The sequence below is a fragment of the Rheinheimera pacifica genome (assembly GCF_024809855.1).
GTDB classification, from domain to species: domain Bacteria; phylum Pseudomonadota; class Gammaproteobacteria; order Enterobacterales; family Alteromonadaceae; genus Alishewanella; species Alishewanella pacifica_A.
The window spans coordinates 185,717-200,124 of record NZ_JANUEM010000001.1; the positions used below are offsets into that span (position 1 = coordinate 185,717).

General features: G+C 50.3%; 11 protein-coding genes. 5 read left to right on the plus strand and 6 right to left on the minus strand.

What is annotated here, in order from left to right; genetic code table 11:
• The first annotated feature begins 65 nt into the window (after positions 1-65).
• Together srmB and M2404_RS00905 are read left to right on the plus strand one after the other, a co-directional pair.
• The gene (gene srmB / locus M2404_RS00900; protein ID WP_259237630.1) at positions 66-1,289 is read left to right on the plus strand and encodes an ATP-dependent RNA helicase SrmB; all 1,224 of its coding nucleotides are present in this window, start codon (positions 66-68) and stop codon (positions 1,287-1,289) included.
• 146 nt (positions 1,290-1,435) lie between these two features.
• Positions 1,436-2,488: a S66 peptidase family protein gene (locus tag M2404_RS00905; protein ID WP_259237631.1), complete on the plus strand. Its 1,053-nt coding sequence runs from the start codon at positions 1,436-1,438 to the stop codon at positions 2,486-2,488.
• A 148-nt stretch (positions 2,489-2,636) separates the two neighbouring features.
• On the opposite strand, the gene M2404_RS00910 is transcribed toward M2404_RS00905, so the two are convergent.
• The 3 genes from M2404_RS00910 to M2404_RS00920 form a co-directional block, all read right to left on the minus strand.
• Positions 2,637-3,935 (minus strand): inosine/guanosine kinase, encoded by a 1,299-nt coding sequence (locus M2404_RS00910; RefSeq protein WP_259237633.1) that lies wholly within the window; start codon positions 3,933-3,935, stop codon positions 2,637-2,639.
• A gap of 76 nt (positions 3,936-4,011) precedes the next feature.
• On the minus strand, positions 4,012-4,788 hold the full coding sequence (gene yaaA, locus M2404_RS00915; RefSeq protein WP_259237635.1) for a peroxide stress protein YaaA: 777 nt from the start codon (positions 4,786-4,788) through the stop codon (positions 4,012-4,014).
• 42 nt (positions 4,789-4,830) lie between these two features.
• Positions 4,831-6,447: a tetratricopeptide repeat protein gene (locus tag M2404_RS00920; protein ID WP_259237636.1), complete on the minus strand. Its 1,617-nt coding sequence runs from the start codon at positions 6,445-6,447 to the stop codon at positions 4,831-4,833.
• A gap of 207 nt (positions 6,448-6,654) precedes the next feature.
• Between M2404_RS00920 and tal the strand changes: the two genes are divergently transcribed.
• The 3 genes from tal (at position 6,655) to M2404_RS00935 (ending at position 9,546) form a co-directional block, all read left to right on the plus strand.
• Positions 6,655-7,605 (plus strand): transaldolase, encoded by a 951-nt coding sequence (gene tal / locus M2404_RS00925; protein ID WP_259237637.1) that lies wholly within the window; start codon positions 6,655-6,657, stop codon positions 7,603-7,605.
• Positions 7,606-7,631: 26 nt separating this feature from the next.
• Positions 7,632-9,251 (plus strand): glucose-6-phosphate isomerase, encoded by a 1,620-nt coding sequence (pgi, locus tag M2404_RS00930; RefSeq protein WP_259237638.1) that lies wholly within the window; start codon positions 7,632-7,634, stop codon positions 9,249-9,251.
• A 121-nt stretch (positions 9,252-9,372) separates the two neighbouring features.
• Entirely contained in the window at positions 9,373-9,546 is a 174-nt protein-coding gene (locus M2404_RS00935) for a DUF3545 family protein (RefSeq protein ID WP_082694730.1), read from the plus strand.
• A gap of 104 nt (positions 9,547-9,650) precedes the next feature.
• On the opposite strand, the gene M2404_RS00940 is transcribed toward M2404_RS00935, so the two are convergent.
• From M2404_RS00940 to M2404_RS00950, 3 genes are read right to left on the minus strand one after another with little or no spacing between them, the layout of a single operon-like run.
• Entirely contained in the window at positions 9,651-10,862 is a 1,212-nt protein-coding gene (locus M2404_RS00940) for an HlyD family type I secretion periplasmic adaptor subunit (RefSeq protein ID WP_259237641.1), read from the minus strand.
• 15 nt (positions 10,863-10,877) lie between these two features.
• A complete protein-coding gene (locus M2404_RS00945; protein ID WP_259237643.1) occupies positions 10,878-13,043 on the minus strand; it encodes a type I secretion system permease/ATPase in 2,166 nt (721 codons plus the stop codon).
• Positions 13,040-14,380: a TolC family outer membrane protein gene (locus tag M2404_RS00950; protein ID WP_259237644.1), complete on the minus strand. Its 1,341-nt coding sequence runs from the start codon at positions 14,378-14,380 to the stop codon at positions 13,040-13,042. The genes M2404_RS00945 and M2404_RS00950 overlap by 4 nt, the downstream gene beginning before the upstream one ends.
• Positions 14,381-14,408 lie beyond the last annotated feature (28 nt).

The window sequence follows — 14,408 nt, forward strand, 5'->3', positions numbered from 1 at the left end:
TCCGCCGCCAGTTTACGGCGAAGCGGCCGCAGTGTCACCGGGCAGGCAACCATGCTGAGGACAAAATGACAACATTCGCAGATTTTCAACTGGACGATGATATTAACCGCGCCATTAGCATGCGTGGCTTCGAGGCGCCCACGCTGATCCAGGAAATGGCGATCCCATTGGCACTGGAAGGTAAAGACTTACTGGCCAGCGCCCCCACCGGCACCGGTAAAACTCTGGCGTTTGTGTTGCCTGCCATCCAGTATCTGCTCGACTTTGGCCGCAAAGATCCGGGCTTTGCCCGCGTGTTGGTGATGACACCAACCCGTGAACTGGCATATCAGGTATACGACGAATTTAAACACTTTACCCAGTTTACCGAGCTTAATGTGGGCGTAATTACCGGTGGTATTAACTACGGCAGCCACAAAGATACACTGGAAAAAAACAACGATATTCTTATCGCCACACCCGGCCGGTTAACCGAGTACCTGGATGAAGAAAGCTTTCAGGCTGATGAAGTAGAACTGCTGATCTTAGATGAAGCCGACCGTATGCTGGACATGGGCTTTATTGGCGAGATGAACCGCATAGTATTGGAAGCACGCCGCCGCCGGCAGACATTTTTATTTTCAGCCACGCTGGAAGGCGCTAATTTAGAACGGTTTGCCGCACGCGCGTTAAAAGAGCCGGAGCGGGTTGAAGCCATACCATCACGTAAAGAAAACGCCAAAATTCTGCAATGGGTACATTTAGCTGACGACGCCCAGCATAAACTGGCTCTGCTTATTCATCTGTTAAAGCAGCCGGATGTCACCAAAACCATCGTGTTTATTAAAACCCGTGAGCGCCTGGCAAGCCTTACCGGCCAGCTGGAAACAGCAGGCTTACGCTGCGGCTGGTTACAGGGTGAAATGCCACAGGATAAACGTATGCAGGCGGTTGAGCGTTTCAGCTCTGGCCGGGTAAATATTTTACTGGCAACCGATATTGCCGCCCGCGGCCTGGATATTGACGATGTAAGCCACGTGATTAACTTTGATATGCCGCGCAGTGCCGACGTGTACCTGCACCGCATTGGCCGCACCGGCCGCGCCGGTAAAAAAGGCACCGCAATATCACTGATTGAAGCGCACGATATCGCTATTCTGGCTAAAGTAGAGCGCTACATTGAGCAAAAACTAAAACGCCGCGTAATAGAAGCACTACGGCCGAAAAACAAAGAAGCCAGAGTACCGGTGAAAAAGAAAAAGCCCACCAAAGCCGCAGCGAAAAAAGCGGAAAAAAAGACGAAAAAGTAAGCTAAACCTCTGGCAACCGCCGCTCGCAAAAACAGCGGCGGCTATCGCATTTTAACTGTGCAATCTTGGAATTATTTAGTTAAGCTGCTATTGGTAGTTTGAATAAATTATTAGCTCAGTAAATTGATAGCCAGTGGAGTTGCTTAATGGACAAAAGACAATTTATAAAAAACTGTGCCCTTACCGCCGCCCTGTTACCTCTGGCCGGTTGTAGCAGCGTAATAGCCGCACCTGCAGGTGCTAACAACAAACGCCTGTTGCCACTGGCTTTAAACAAGGGCGATACCGTTGCCCTGGTTAGCCCCTCTAAAGCCACCGATGAAGCCCTGGATTTACAGATTGCCCAGGAAGTGATGCAGGCGCTTGGTTTTAAGGTAAAAACCGGCAAACACCTTGCCGCCCGCCGTGGCCATTTGGCCGGTACCGACGCAGAGCGTGCTGCCGATATTAATGCCATGTTTGCCGACAAAGAGGTAAAAGCCATTATTTGCCTGCGCGGTGGCTCGGGTGCCGCCCGTTTACTGCCGTTGCTTGACTACAAGCTTATTCGTAACAACCCCAAGGTTTTACTGGGCTATTCCGACATTACCGCACTGCATAATGCTATTCATGCCCAAACCGGCTTAGTCAGCTTCCACGGCCCTAATGGAACAGGTAGCTGGAACAGCTTTAATGCCGATCAGTTTCAGCGGGTATTTTTCGATCGCGAGTTAATGCAGTACCAAAATGTGCTGGATGCCAAAGACGAGCTGGTAGCCCGGCAAAACCGCACGGTAACCATTACCGGTGGTAAGGTGCAGGGTGAGCTGGTAGGCGGTAACCTTACGGTGTTAACCGCCCTGGCAGGCTCACCTTATTTACCCGACTTCACCGGCAAAATCTTGTTTTTAGAAGATGTAGAAGAAGCGCCCTACCGCGTAGATCGCATGTTAAGCACGTTAAAACTGATGGGCGCACTGGATAAAATTGCCGGTTTTATTTTTGGTGAATGTACCGCCTGTCGCCCCAGCGGGGGCTATGGCTGGCTGACAATGGATCAGATTTTTGAAGACCACATTAAACCACTTAATATACCAGCGTACCGTGGCGCCATGATTGGCCACATACGCCAGCAGTTTATTGTGCCGGTGGGTGGCAAAGTAGAAATGGATGCTGATGCAGGTACTTTCCGTTTGCTGGAAAGTGTGTTTCAGAGTTAACTAACCCGGAGTGATAGCGCTGCGCAGGTGGGCGTCCCGGTGCGCAGCCACAGAGTGTCTGAGCAAGCCAGGGATGGCTTGCGAGTTGCTGTGGCGAGCACAGCGGGATTGCCCACTGGAGCAGCGCCACACCAGGCTCAATGCCCTATCATCTCTCCCAGTAAGCTTCTTCCAGGCTATCCTCACGCTCTGGCAGGCCTTTAGATAAGCGCGGTGCATTCTGCACCAGAATTTCGTAACTTACCCGGTTAGCATACTTACAAATTTGTGCGAATGAGGAATACGCCAGATACGGCTGCTCATGCTTGCCCGACAATGGCTGCACCTGCTTGTGGAAATGATTTGCCGCCATATCATGCAATATTGCCGACAGCGCCCCATCGCCAGCCCCATTAGTGTTTTTAATCCGCTCCGGCCCACCCAGATACGGATCGATATGTGAATACACTTTCAGTGGTTTGTCACAGTTAGCATGCAGCATTGGCCGGCTGAACTCATACTGGTTAAAATCGGCCAGACTGGCCGATTTAATCGGGTTACTGCTCTCACGTTTAACATTGTCGTCGGTGTGGCCACACAGGTATAAGCCCTCAGGCCCGGCAGTGATCAGCACCATATCGGTGTGATCCAATATTGCCTCGGCGGCTTTAAGCGGATCGGCAAAACCGGTTAAGGCTTCAGCTTCCAGTTCGTTCATTGCCAGTACGTTAACGTACTCTTTAATGGTGAGCAGAATTTGCTCGCGGTTTTCTTCTACCAAATGCCGGGTGCCCAGGCTCATTACCACCGGCACATTATGCGCTTTGGCATCCTGCAGGGCTTTTAACATCGCCTGCTGAATAGGCTGATCGGTAGCACGTAGCGGGTAAGCACTAACAACAAAAGCCGCAGCCCCGGCAATGATATCAGTAGGAATGTAATCCGGGCTTAGCTCATCCATATCGCTGGGGTCGATAACAAAGGTGCGCTCGCCGTCCGGTGTTATCATAGTAATTCCCCGGCCAATATCACCTGCCACACCCTGTAAATGGTTCATATCTACTTTCGAGCTGGTGTGGCAAACATAGTGATACGCCGGTGAGCCCAGTGCAATATTGGCCGACATAACACCCAGCAGCACTGATTTATCATCAGCCAGTACAGAATAATTGTGGATGGTGTTGCCGATAGTGCCACCGGCGAAATGATCTGATATGGCCTGCTGTGCTACCAGTTCCTGGTAAATAAGGTTGGCTTTACCGTGCTCTACCAGGTTAGATAAACCTTTGCGGATATTATACTTTTGCAGAAATTCATCGCTAACGCTGGCCACTACATCAACAATAGTTTGATCCAGGCCAACGATATAGGTATCCAGTTCCGGCCGCACTTCAAAGCTGGGTAGCTGAGGTTTGGGCTGGGATACCGGGAAATAATGTTTAATTTTACGCAGGCCGGGAAATTTCATTTGTTACAACACCACTGGCACGCCGTTACCGGCAAAGAGCGGCATTGTAACAAAAAAGCCTGCGCCGGCGCAGTGCTTATTCAGCGCTGTGGCGCAAAAATACCGGTTCGTCAGCGCTTGATTGTTCAGCACTATATTGATATCCCGCTAAATCAAAGCCTTTCAGTTGTTCTGCTGTAGTCAGACGCTTTTCAATGATATAGCGCGCCATCAGGCCGCGGGCTTTTTTGGCAAAAAAGCTGATAATTTTATACTGGCCGTTTTTAAAATCTTTAAACACGGGTGATATCAGCCGGCCCTGCAGCAGCTTAGGTTTGACCGCCTTAAAATATTCTTGCGACGCCAGGTTAACCACTACCTCAGTTTGTAATACGCTAAGCTGCTGGTTTAACTGCTCAGTAATACTGTTTTGCCAGAAAGCGTATAGATCTTTGCCATGCGGGTTTGCTAGTTTGGTGCCCATTTCCAGCCGGTAAGGTTGCATTAAATCCAGTGGCCGCAGTACACCATATAAGCCACTTAAAATACGCAAATGCTGCTGGGCAAAAGCAATATCGTCAGCCGTTAAACTGGCAGCATCCAGCCCTTGATATACATCGCCGTTAAAGGCAAATAAGGCTGCTTTGGCATTGTCTTCTGTAAAAGGCAATTGCCACTGGGCAAAACGGGCAGCATTTAAGCCCGCCAGTTTATCGCTGATATGCATCAGTGAAGATAAATCAGCCGGGGTCAGGCTTTTACAAATTTCGGCCAGTTGCTGGCTTTGTGCCAGCATATCCGGCTGGGTAACCTGCAGTGGCTGTGCCAGCGGCTGAAAATCAAGATCCTTTGCAGGAGATACAAGCAACAACATAGATAATTCCGATTTTATTCAGGTATTAAAATAAAACCTGTGTTAATCAAGGTACAGCTCTGGCAACTGCGGCAACAGCTGAGCCAGACGCTGCTGGTTAGCATTGGTTAAAGCGGTGTTTTCCAACGCACCCAGTACAGCCTTAGCCAAAGGCAACAAGGCTTTGTGTGCCGGTAACTGGCCTAGTACCTGCAGCAGGTTAAGCGCCAGCCCGGCATTACACGGCATCAGCAAAAATGCCTTGCGTAGTTTTACCAGTGCAGCTTTTACATTACCTTTTTGCACAGCATCCATACCGGCCTGGTTTAAATCGCGCAGGTGCGCTCTGAGTTCTGTTTCACGCAGCACGGCTTGTTTTGCCAGTAAACGCTGGCAACAACCCGACAGATCATCCGCAGCAAAATCAGCACTTTTTAGCACGGCAAGGTGCGCTTCAGCCTGTTTAGTATCGCCCAGGGCAAAAGCCAGGCGGGCTTTGTCCAGCTCAGCAGCAACATGCTCAGGTTTGCTGGCAACGGTAATCTGGTTTAATTGCTGTCTGGCATCGGCAAAATTGCCCTGCAATAAACTGATGCGTGCCCGCAGTACGGCTATTTCGGGCTCTATCATATCGGTGGCCAGCTTTTGCGGCATATTCGCCAGTGCTTCACTGCTTTTTTTCAGTGCGCCGGTAAAAGCTGCTAACTCGGCGTATTGTGCCTGCTCCAGTAATAAGCGGCTTAATTGCAAATAACAATCCGGTGCGTCAAAAGCGGAAAAACGAAACTGCTGAACCAGTTTTTGTAAATATTTACTGCTATCTTCCTGCTGGCCGTTAAGCTGTAATACATCTGCCAGGGCGTAATGTGCCGCCATGTTGGTAGGTTGTAGTTTTAGCAGTTCAGTTAGTTGTTCCTGTGCTTTGGCTAAGTCAGCCTGCAACAAATAACACCGGGCCAGCAACTCTATAGCTTCAGGGCGAATATCATCCTGCTCTGCCAGTTGCAGTAATAGCTGCTCAGCACTATCCCACTGCTGCAGTTTTACCATGGCGGCAGCGGCACCCAGGCGGGCCCAGCTAAAATCGCGTTGCTGCTGAATTTTGCTGTACAGCTGCGCTGCCGCGTTATATTCGCCTTGTGCCAGCAGCAGTTCGCCTTTTAAGCGCAGGGCCTGTAACGGGTTTGCTGAACCGGCTTTCAGGGCTTCGTCCAGCTCCAGCAAGGCGTTGGCTAAATCGGCCTGTTTAATGGCCTGATAAACCTTACGTAGTGCGGTGCGGTTTTGCCAGGCTTTAGCCAGCCGTTTTTCCAGCTCGACATAGGAGAACGGCTTTAATACAAAATGATCGGGGGTACCCTGCAATACACCAAACATTGGTAAACGTTGGGGTTCGGTACTCATCAAAACAAAACAGCAAGCGGTTTTAATCGCCCCAAGTGCAGACAACTCGTTAAACAACTGCAGTGCGTCTTTACCGTCACCCAGATTAAAATCAGCCAGAATAAAGTCGAAGCTGTGCCGTCTGGCCGGAGATATAGCCTGCATTGCGTCAGCAACAGCGGTAATATCATCGAAACCAATTTGCTGTAACATGCCCTTAATAGAGGCACGCACCGGCTCACAGTCTTCGATTAACAGAAGTTTTTTGCTTTTATAAAAGCTGGTTTGGAAGATCATCGAGATCCTGTGCTAATTTACACTGAAACAAAATATGGCCTTTTACGCCCGGCAAAAACAGGCAATATAGTAACTTACTTTACGCCACGCAACGCTAATGTAGTTAAAATCCGGTTCGCACCGAACTTTGTTGTAATATTCCTACATTAATTGCTTATTAAACGCTACATCACTAGAATGTGATCAAAAATACGGTAATAAAACAATATGAGCGACTTACTTACCCAGCTAAAAGCAGTGACCACTGTTGTAGTAGACAGCGGCGATTTGACCGCCATTGAGCAGTTCCGTCCGGTAGATGCTACCACTAATCCCAGCTTATTGTTAAATGCCAGCCAGCTGGAATTTGCCAAGCCAGTGTTAGCCGGTGCGGTGGCCTACGCTAAAAGTAAAGCCAGCACGGCTGAAGCCCGGCTTAGCCTGGCATCAGACAAATTTGCCGTCGATATCGGCACAGCCATCAGTAAGCTGGTGCCAGGCCGGGTATCTACCGAAGTTGATGCCCGTTTGTCTTTTGATACTGATGCCACTATAGCTAAAGCCCGCCAATTGGTTGCGCTTTACAAAGAAAACGGCATAGGCACTGAGCGCATTCTGATTAAAATTGCCTCTACCTGGGAAGGTATTCAGGCCGCACGCCAGTTAGAGCAGGAAGGCATTCAATGTAACCTGACGCTGCTGTTTCATATGGCTCAGGCCCGCGCCTGCGCTGAAGCCGGTGTGTATTTAATTTCACCTTTTGTTGGCCGCATTCTGGATTGGTACAAAGCCAGCACCGGGCAGGATTACACAGCTGAAACCGACCCGGGCGTAATATCAGTACGTGAAATTTACCGCTTTTACAAACAACATGGTTTTAAAACCGTGGTGATGGGCGCCAGCTTCCGTAACGTAGGCGAAGTATTAGCCCTGGCCGGTTGTGACCGCTTAACCATTAGCCCAGGCTTACTGGCTGAACTTAGCCAGCAGCAAGGCGAGCTGACCGTGCATTTAACCGATAGCGGTGCCACCAGCCCGGCACCGGAACAACTGAGCCAAAGCCAGTTCCGCTGGGCATTAAATGAAGATGCTATGGCGACAGAAAAGCTGGCTGAAGGTATTCGCAAATTTGCTATTGACCAACGTAAGCTGGAACAGTTGATCCAGCAGGCACTTTAATCACACATTTTTCACGGGAGTAGAGTATGTCAGGTTCCGCATTGTCTGGTCTTAAACAGCTGGCAGCAAAACACATTTCGTTACGCCAGGCGTTTAAAACTGATCCTGGCCGGGCTAACCGTTTTAACACTGAAGCTTGCGGTATTACCCTTGATTACTCGAAAAACCTGATTGATGACCAAAGCTGGCAGGCACTGCAGCAACTGGCCGCACAAAGTAATATTAAGCCAGTACTGCAGGCAATGTTGGCGGGTGAAAAAATTAACAACACCGAACAGCGCACGGTATGGCACACCATGCTGCGTAAAACGGATGTGACAGGGCTTGAGCTTGATGGCGAAGATATCGGTAGCGCTATCGCCGATTGCCGCGCCAGAATGACAGCGCTGGTCAGCCAGTTACACCGGGGCGAATATAAAGGTTACAGCGGCAAAGCCATAACTGATTTGATCTGGGTTGGTATTGGCGGCTCGTTACTTGGCCCGCAAATGGCGGTAGAGGCATTAACGCCTTATCACTGCAGCCCGGTTAAACTGCATTTTGCCGGTAATATTGACGGCGCTGTGGTATCCGATGTGGTGAAACACCTCGATCCGGCTACCACCCTGGTGTTTGTTGCGTCTAAATCATTCGGCACTGAAGAAACCAAACAAAACGCGCTGGCTGTGCGCCAATGGTTTGAAGACAACGGTGCAGACGCTGCAGCCATTGCCCGCCATTTCTGGGCTACGTCGTCTAATATTGCTGCAGCCGCAGAGTTTGGTATTGTTGAGCAAAATATTCTGCCGATGTGGGATTGGGTTGGCGGGCGTTATTCGTTGTGGTCAGCAATTGGCTTACCGGTAGCACTGATGATTGGCAACGAGCATTTTGTGCAGTTGCTTAAAGGCGCTGAAGCCATGGACGAGCATTTTATCAATGCACCGCAGGCTGAGAATATGCCACTGACGCTGGCACTACTGGGCATTTGGTACATTAATGGCTTTGGCTGCCAGGCGCAGGCTTTACTGCCGTACAGCCATTATCTGCGTTTACTGCCCTCTTATGTGCAACAGCTGGACATGGAATCTAATGGCAAGAGCGTTGATACTAATGGCCAGCCGTTAACTGACGCTACCGCACCGGTGATTTGGGGCGATGCCGGCACTAACGGCCAGCATGCTTATCATCAGCTATTGCACCAAAGCGCGCTGGCTGTGCCGGCCGATTTTATTTTGCCACTGAAACCGGCGCATAGCTTAACCGATCACCACCAGCGTTTAACGGCGCATTGCTTTGCCCAGACACAGGCATTAATGCAGGGCAAAACACTGCAGGAAGCCACAGACGAATGCCTAGCGGCAGGTATGACCGCCCAACAGGCTGCAGAGTTAGCACCGCATAAAGTATCGCCAGGTAATAAGCCCAGCAATACTCTGCTGTTGCCGGAATTATCGCCTTACTATGTTGGCGCTTTAATTGCGTTGTATGAGCATAAAGTATTCTGCCAGGGTGTGTTATGGCGCCTTAATTCGTTTGACCAGTGGGGAGTAGAACTGGGTAAACAGCTGTCTGGCCCGATTTATCAGGCATTAAGCGGAGCTGATGCCACTAAACTGGACAGTTCAACCCAGGCATTAGTTAAAGCATTTTTACAATCTAAGTAAGCTAAATAGAGTGGTCCTGTCATAGTGTTGTCACTTAGTTGTTTTATTTTGATACAAAATGTGGTAAATCATTTGTTGAAAATAACAACAACTATCGAACAACTATCAGAGAGGCCAAACTATGGAAAGCTTCGAAGACTTACTGAATATGTTGGAGCGCCCAGCAGCTAAACCGCGTGCAGTAAAGCGTAAATGGCGTGAAATTGAACAGCTCAAAGAGCGCCAGCGCCTGAAAAGGGAACTGAGCGATATTGACTGGACTATTGAACCTGAATTAGCTGATATCGAATTGTAAAAAAACGCCCGCTGGCAACAGCGGGCGTTTTTTGCTTTTGTGTTCAGTAACACAGAACAATAATAACCAGACTAACAACCGGGCGATGCCCTGTCGCGGCCATATCAACGCTCGCGCAGTGCCTCTTTGGCCCTGTTAAAGGGTTTTAGCAGGTAATCCATCACGGTTTTGTTACCGGTTTTAATGTCCACGGTAGCAATCATACCCGGCACTATGGCAAAGTGCTGGCCCGCTTTGTTTTGCAGAAAGTCTGCTTCGGTGCGGATATATACCCGGTAGTAGAAAACATCAGGCTTTACTTCATCCTGCAGGGTATCTGGTGAGATAGTCACAACCTCACCCGCCAAACCGCCGTAAATAGCGTAGTCATAGGCAGTAATTTTCACCATTGCCTGCTGCCCCGGATGGATAAAAGCAATATCCCGCGGAGCAATACGGGCTTCAATCAGTAAATGGTCATCTACCGGCACGATTTGCATCAGTTGGCCATTGGGCGGTATTACCCCACCGATAGTCGTAACCGCAATATCTTTTACTATACCTCTTACCGGTGAACGGTGTGTTAAACGGCTGAGGGTATCTGAACGACCACGCAACACTGAAGTTTGTAAATCAGCTTCTGCACTGGCTTTTGCCAGCTCTTCACGCGCCTGCACCAGATACTGCGTATTCAGTTCGGTTAATTTCAGTTGTAATTCTGCTTGCTGACGCTGCAGACGCAGCACTTCAACATTACTGGCAGCCCCACTGTCCTGTAACGAGCGGGTAAGCAGCAGTTCCTGCTCTACCAGCTTAAGCGATTGTTCAATACCAGCCTGCGTTTGTTCAAGCCAGCGCCGCCGGCTTTGATATAAGCGTGTTTCTGCGGCAATCAGCAGAGGGAAATCCTGTAGCTCGGCAGGAAAAATCAATTCGGTTTCATTTACTTCGGCCGCTAAGCGGGCAGCGCTGGCAAGCGCTGCACGATACCGGGCGGCACTTTCACCCAGGTTAGATTCTGTACGGGTAGCATCAAGCCGGGCCAGTATCTGGCCTGCCTCCACCTGAGCGCCCTCGCGCACCGTCAGCTCAGTAAGAATGCCGCCTTCAAGCGACTGAATAATTTGCTCACGGGCGCTGGGCACTACCTTACCGGTGCCTGCAGAGACCTCATCCAGCCGGGCAAAAACAGCCCAAACTAACAACACCAGTAGCACCAGTGCACTAAGGCTGATAATACGTGTGGTACGGCAAAGCACAGCTTCACTGTACTGGCTGTTGTCATCTAAAGCCGATGCAATAAGCTGCTCTGTTTGTTGCTGACGGGTGTTTGCCATTTTTGCCCCTGTGTTTTATCCAGCCCGGCCTGCAGACAAAGCAGCTATAGCCTGAGCTTTAGGTGCATCAAGCATCAGGCGACCAGCATCAAGCACAAGCACGCGGTCTGCCAGCTCAAGCATTGCCATTCGATGGGTAGCTATCAACAAAGTGCGTTGCCCCAGCCAACGTTTGAGACTGGCAATAAAAATACGCTCAGTATTGTCATCCAGTGCGGCACTGGGTTCATCCAGTAACAGAATGTTAGGCTGGCGTAATATTAATCTGGCCAGCAGCAGCGATTGCTGTTGCCCGCCGGACAACCCCTGCCCCCCTTCCATTAATTGCTGATCTAAACCCGAAGGTAACCGGCTGATAAAATCTGCTGCGCTGGTCATAGCTAAAGCGGCCAGCATATCCTGATCTGAAGCTTGCGGGGCGGCTAACCTTAGGTTATCACGCACCGAACCATGAAAAAGCCGGGCCTGTTGAGTTAACACACAAATATCACGACGTACATCTGCAGGATCAAGCTGTGGCAGGCTGATATCATCCAGAGTAAGTGAACCGGATGTTAGCTCTACATTACCTGCCAGAGCCTGCAGTAAGGTAGATTTACCGGCACCATTACGCCCCAGTATGGCAATGCGCTCTCCTGGTTTAATGTGTAACTGGTTAATATGCAGTACCGGTGCCGGATCATCACGATGATAGCGAAAAGCGGCCTCCTGCAATTGATAATGCCCATTTAGCGCTGCCCGATGTATTGTCTGGCTGCCGTTTGCAGTATCCACCGGCAATTGCATAATGCTGTCAAGGCTTTGCATGGCAACTTTGGCCTGCTGCCAGCGGGTAAGAATAGCGGTTAATTGCCCCATTGGCGCCAGCATTCTTGATGACAAAATAGATGCAGCCACCAGTGCTCCTGTTGTCATATCACCCGCCATTACCAGCGGCGCTCCTATCACAATGACTAAAGCAAACACGCCAAGCTGCACTGTCTGGCTCCAGACTGTCAGCAGATGAACCCGCTTACGCATAGCTACGCTTGCCTCTGCAGTAGCTGCATTAAACTGGTTCCATTGTTGCTGAAAACGCGGTTCAGCCTGTAATGCTTTAATATCTTCCAGCCCCTGAATACTCTCTACCAGTAAGCCATTGCGTAATGACGATTCCCGCATAGCCATCTGCGCACAGCGAGCCAGTTGTTTTTGCATCAGCAAAGCGGGCCCCAGCATTAACACTACTGCCAATAACGGTATCCAGGATACCGGCCCGGCGATTGAATAAAACACCAGCATAAACAGGAAAAAAAATGGTAAATCTGCCAGTGCGCCTATTGTACTGGACGTAATAAGCTCACGGATTTGCTCCAGCTCACGCAACTGGGAGATAAAGGTGCCGGTTGATTTCGGCCTGACGCTGTTGCGCAACCGCAGCGCATGACCGAATACCCGGTCTGATACCCGGATGTCAGCCCGCTTACCAAGCAGATCGGTAACATGGCTGCGCAGCAGGTTCATCATAAAACTGAATATCAGCGCCAGCAGCACCCCCCCAAATAATACATACAAGGTTGGCATCGAGTGGGCCGGGATGACTCTGTCATACACCTGCATGGAAAATAAAATACCTGCCAGCGCGAGGATATTGCCGATCATTGAAGCCAGCATGACATGCCAGTATGGTTTTAGCTCAGGAATTATCAGCCGCCACAGCCAGCCCTTTTGCCACGGCGCTATATAGCCGTCAACCCGCACATCGCGGCCACCACTGAGCGGACGCAGCGTTATCTTTTGCTGCGCTGTTTCAAGTAAAGTGCTACTGTTTACTGCAAGTGTAAGCCCCTGCTCGGTTACCGGGCTGACACTCACCTCACCATTAGCGTTTATTGCCTGAGCAACGACCAACTGCCCGTCCTGTAACTGCAGTACCAGAGGCAAACGCCAGGGTGATAGATCCTGCTTTGTTAACTTACCAAACCGAACTGCTAACCCTGCTTGCCGTGCTATCTGCCGTATAAAATTGTCCGGCTCAGCATCGGTAAACCAGTTTGCTGCCTGGCGGATATGTTGCTCTGAACATTCCAACTGATAGTGCCGGCTGATCATGAATACTGCGGTTATCCAATCATCCATGCCAGGCTTTTGTTTGCCTGCACTACGCTCCGGGTTCTGGTGTATTTGCTGTACGGTTGTCATGGTTGTAGCTCTATCCCCTGGATCCGGCTGTGTTGTAAAGCAAAAGTCCGGCGAAGCTGGCCGGAATGGAACAGGCAACCAGCCTGAAGCTGCCGCAGATCTGACAGCGTATGTTGCCGGTCAAGCTGTGCCTGATAAATTTCCTGTTCAGCGTTTAATAAATCAAGTAGCGGCCTGGTGCCAAGTGCCAGGTACTGTTGGCGGTACAGATCCCGGGTTTGCATGCTTAATTGCTGGCGGCGAACCAGTACATCCAGGTTCTGCTGTAAACTGGTTTGCTGGTTTTGCCCCTCCAATAATTGCTGCTTTGCTGTTAACGCCGCCTGTTGTAACCCGGCATCAGCACTACGCAATGCCTGGCTGGCTGCTCGTTGCCTGGCTTTTACCGCACCGCCCTGATCAATTGGGACACTAAAATTAAGCGCCACGGCATACTGGGTACGATCACGGCCACTACCCGCCAGCGGGTTGTTGTCCAGATAGTGAGTTGCCGTTGGATCAAGTGAAATAGTCGGCAGTAACAAAGCCTGAGCCTGGTCTATCCGGGCCAGAGCCTGCTGACGCTGGGCCTGTGCCACCAGCATAGCGGGGGTAGTTTGAATATCTGCGGCTACATTGCAAGCTCCGTGCTGATCCGGGAAACGCCCAGAGATAGCCGGTAGCTGCATGTCGCCCATCAGCATGGCCAGGGTACCACGCCAGCGTTCAAGTTGGGCCAGGTATTGCAGATGCATTGCTCTGGCACCTTCAATCCTGGATTCGCTTTGCACAACATCTGATAATGAACTGGCTCCTTTACTATGCCGCTCTCTGGCCAAGGCAGCCACTTGCTCTAAGGCCTGTAATTGTTCCCCGGCAATACTAACCAGTTGCTGATATCGCTGGATCTCAATTATGGCCTGCATAACTTCACGGATAACCTGATCAATAGTAAGCAATAACCCGGCCTGGTACTGCGCTACACCGGCTCTGGCAACCCTTACTTCGCCCGATACCTTGCCAAAGTCATACAGCATCTGTGATACCGACAATACCAGAGCCTGGCTGTAGCGGTTGTCAGGATAAGCATTGTCATAACCACTGCGCACTCCTGCTGAGATCTGCGGGTAGTAGCCAGCACGCGCTACGGTGATTTGCTCATTTTGCTGCATCAGCAAACCTATAGCCTCGGCAATAGCCGGGTGCCATTGCACAGTGCGCTGCACGGCAATATCAATATCCAAAGATGCAACCTGCATATCAGCAGCTTGTGTTGCCGGTAAACCAAACAAGCTAAACAGACAACAGCAACCCGGCACAGCTTTTTTTACGGTGGCTGCGTATAGCTGTCGCCACATTGGCAGCGAGATCCTTTTGCTTATCAGA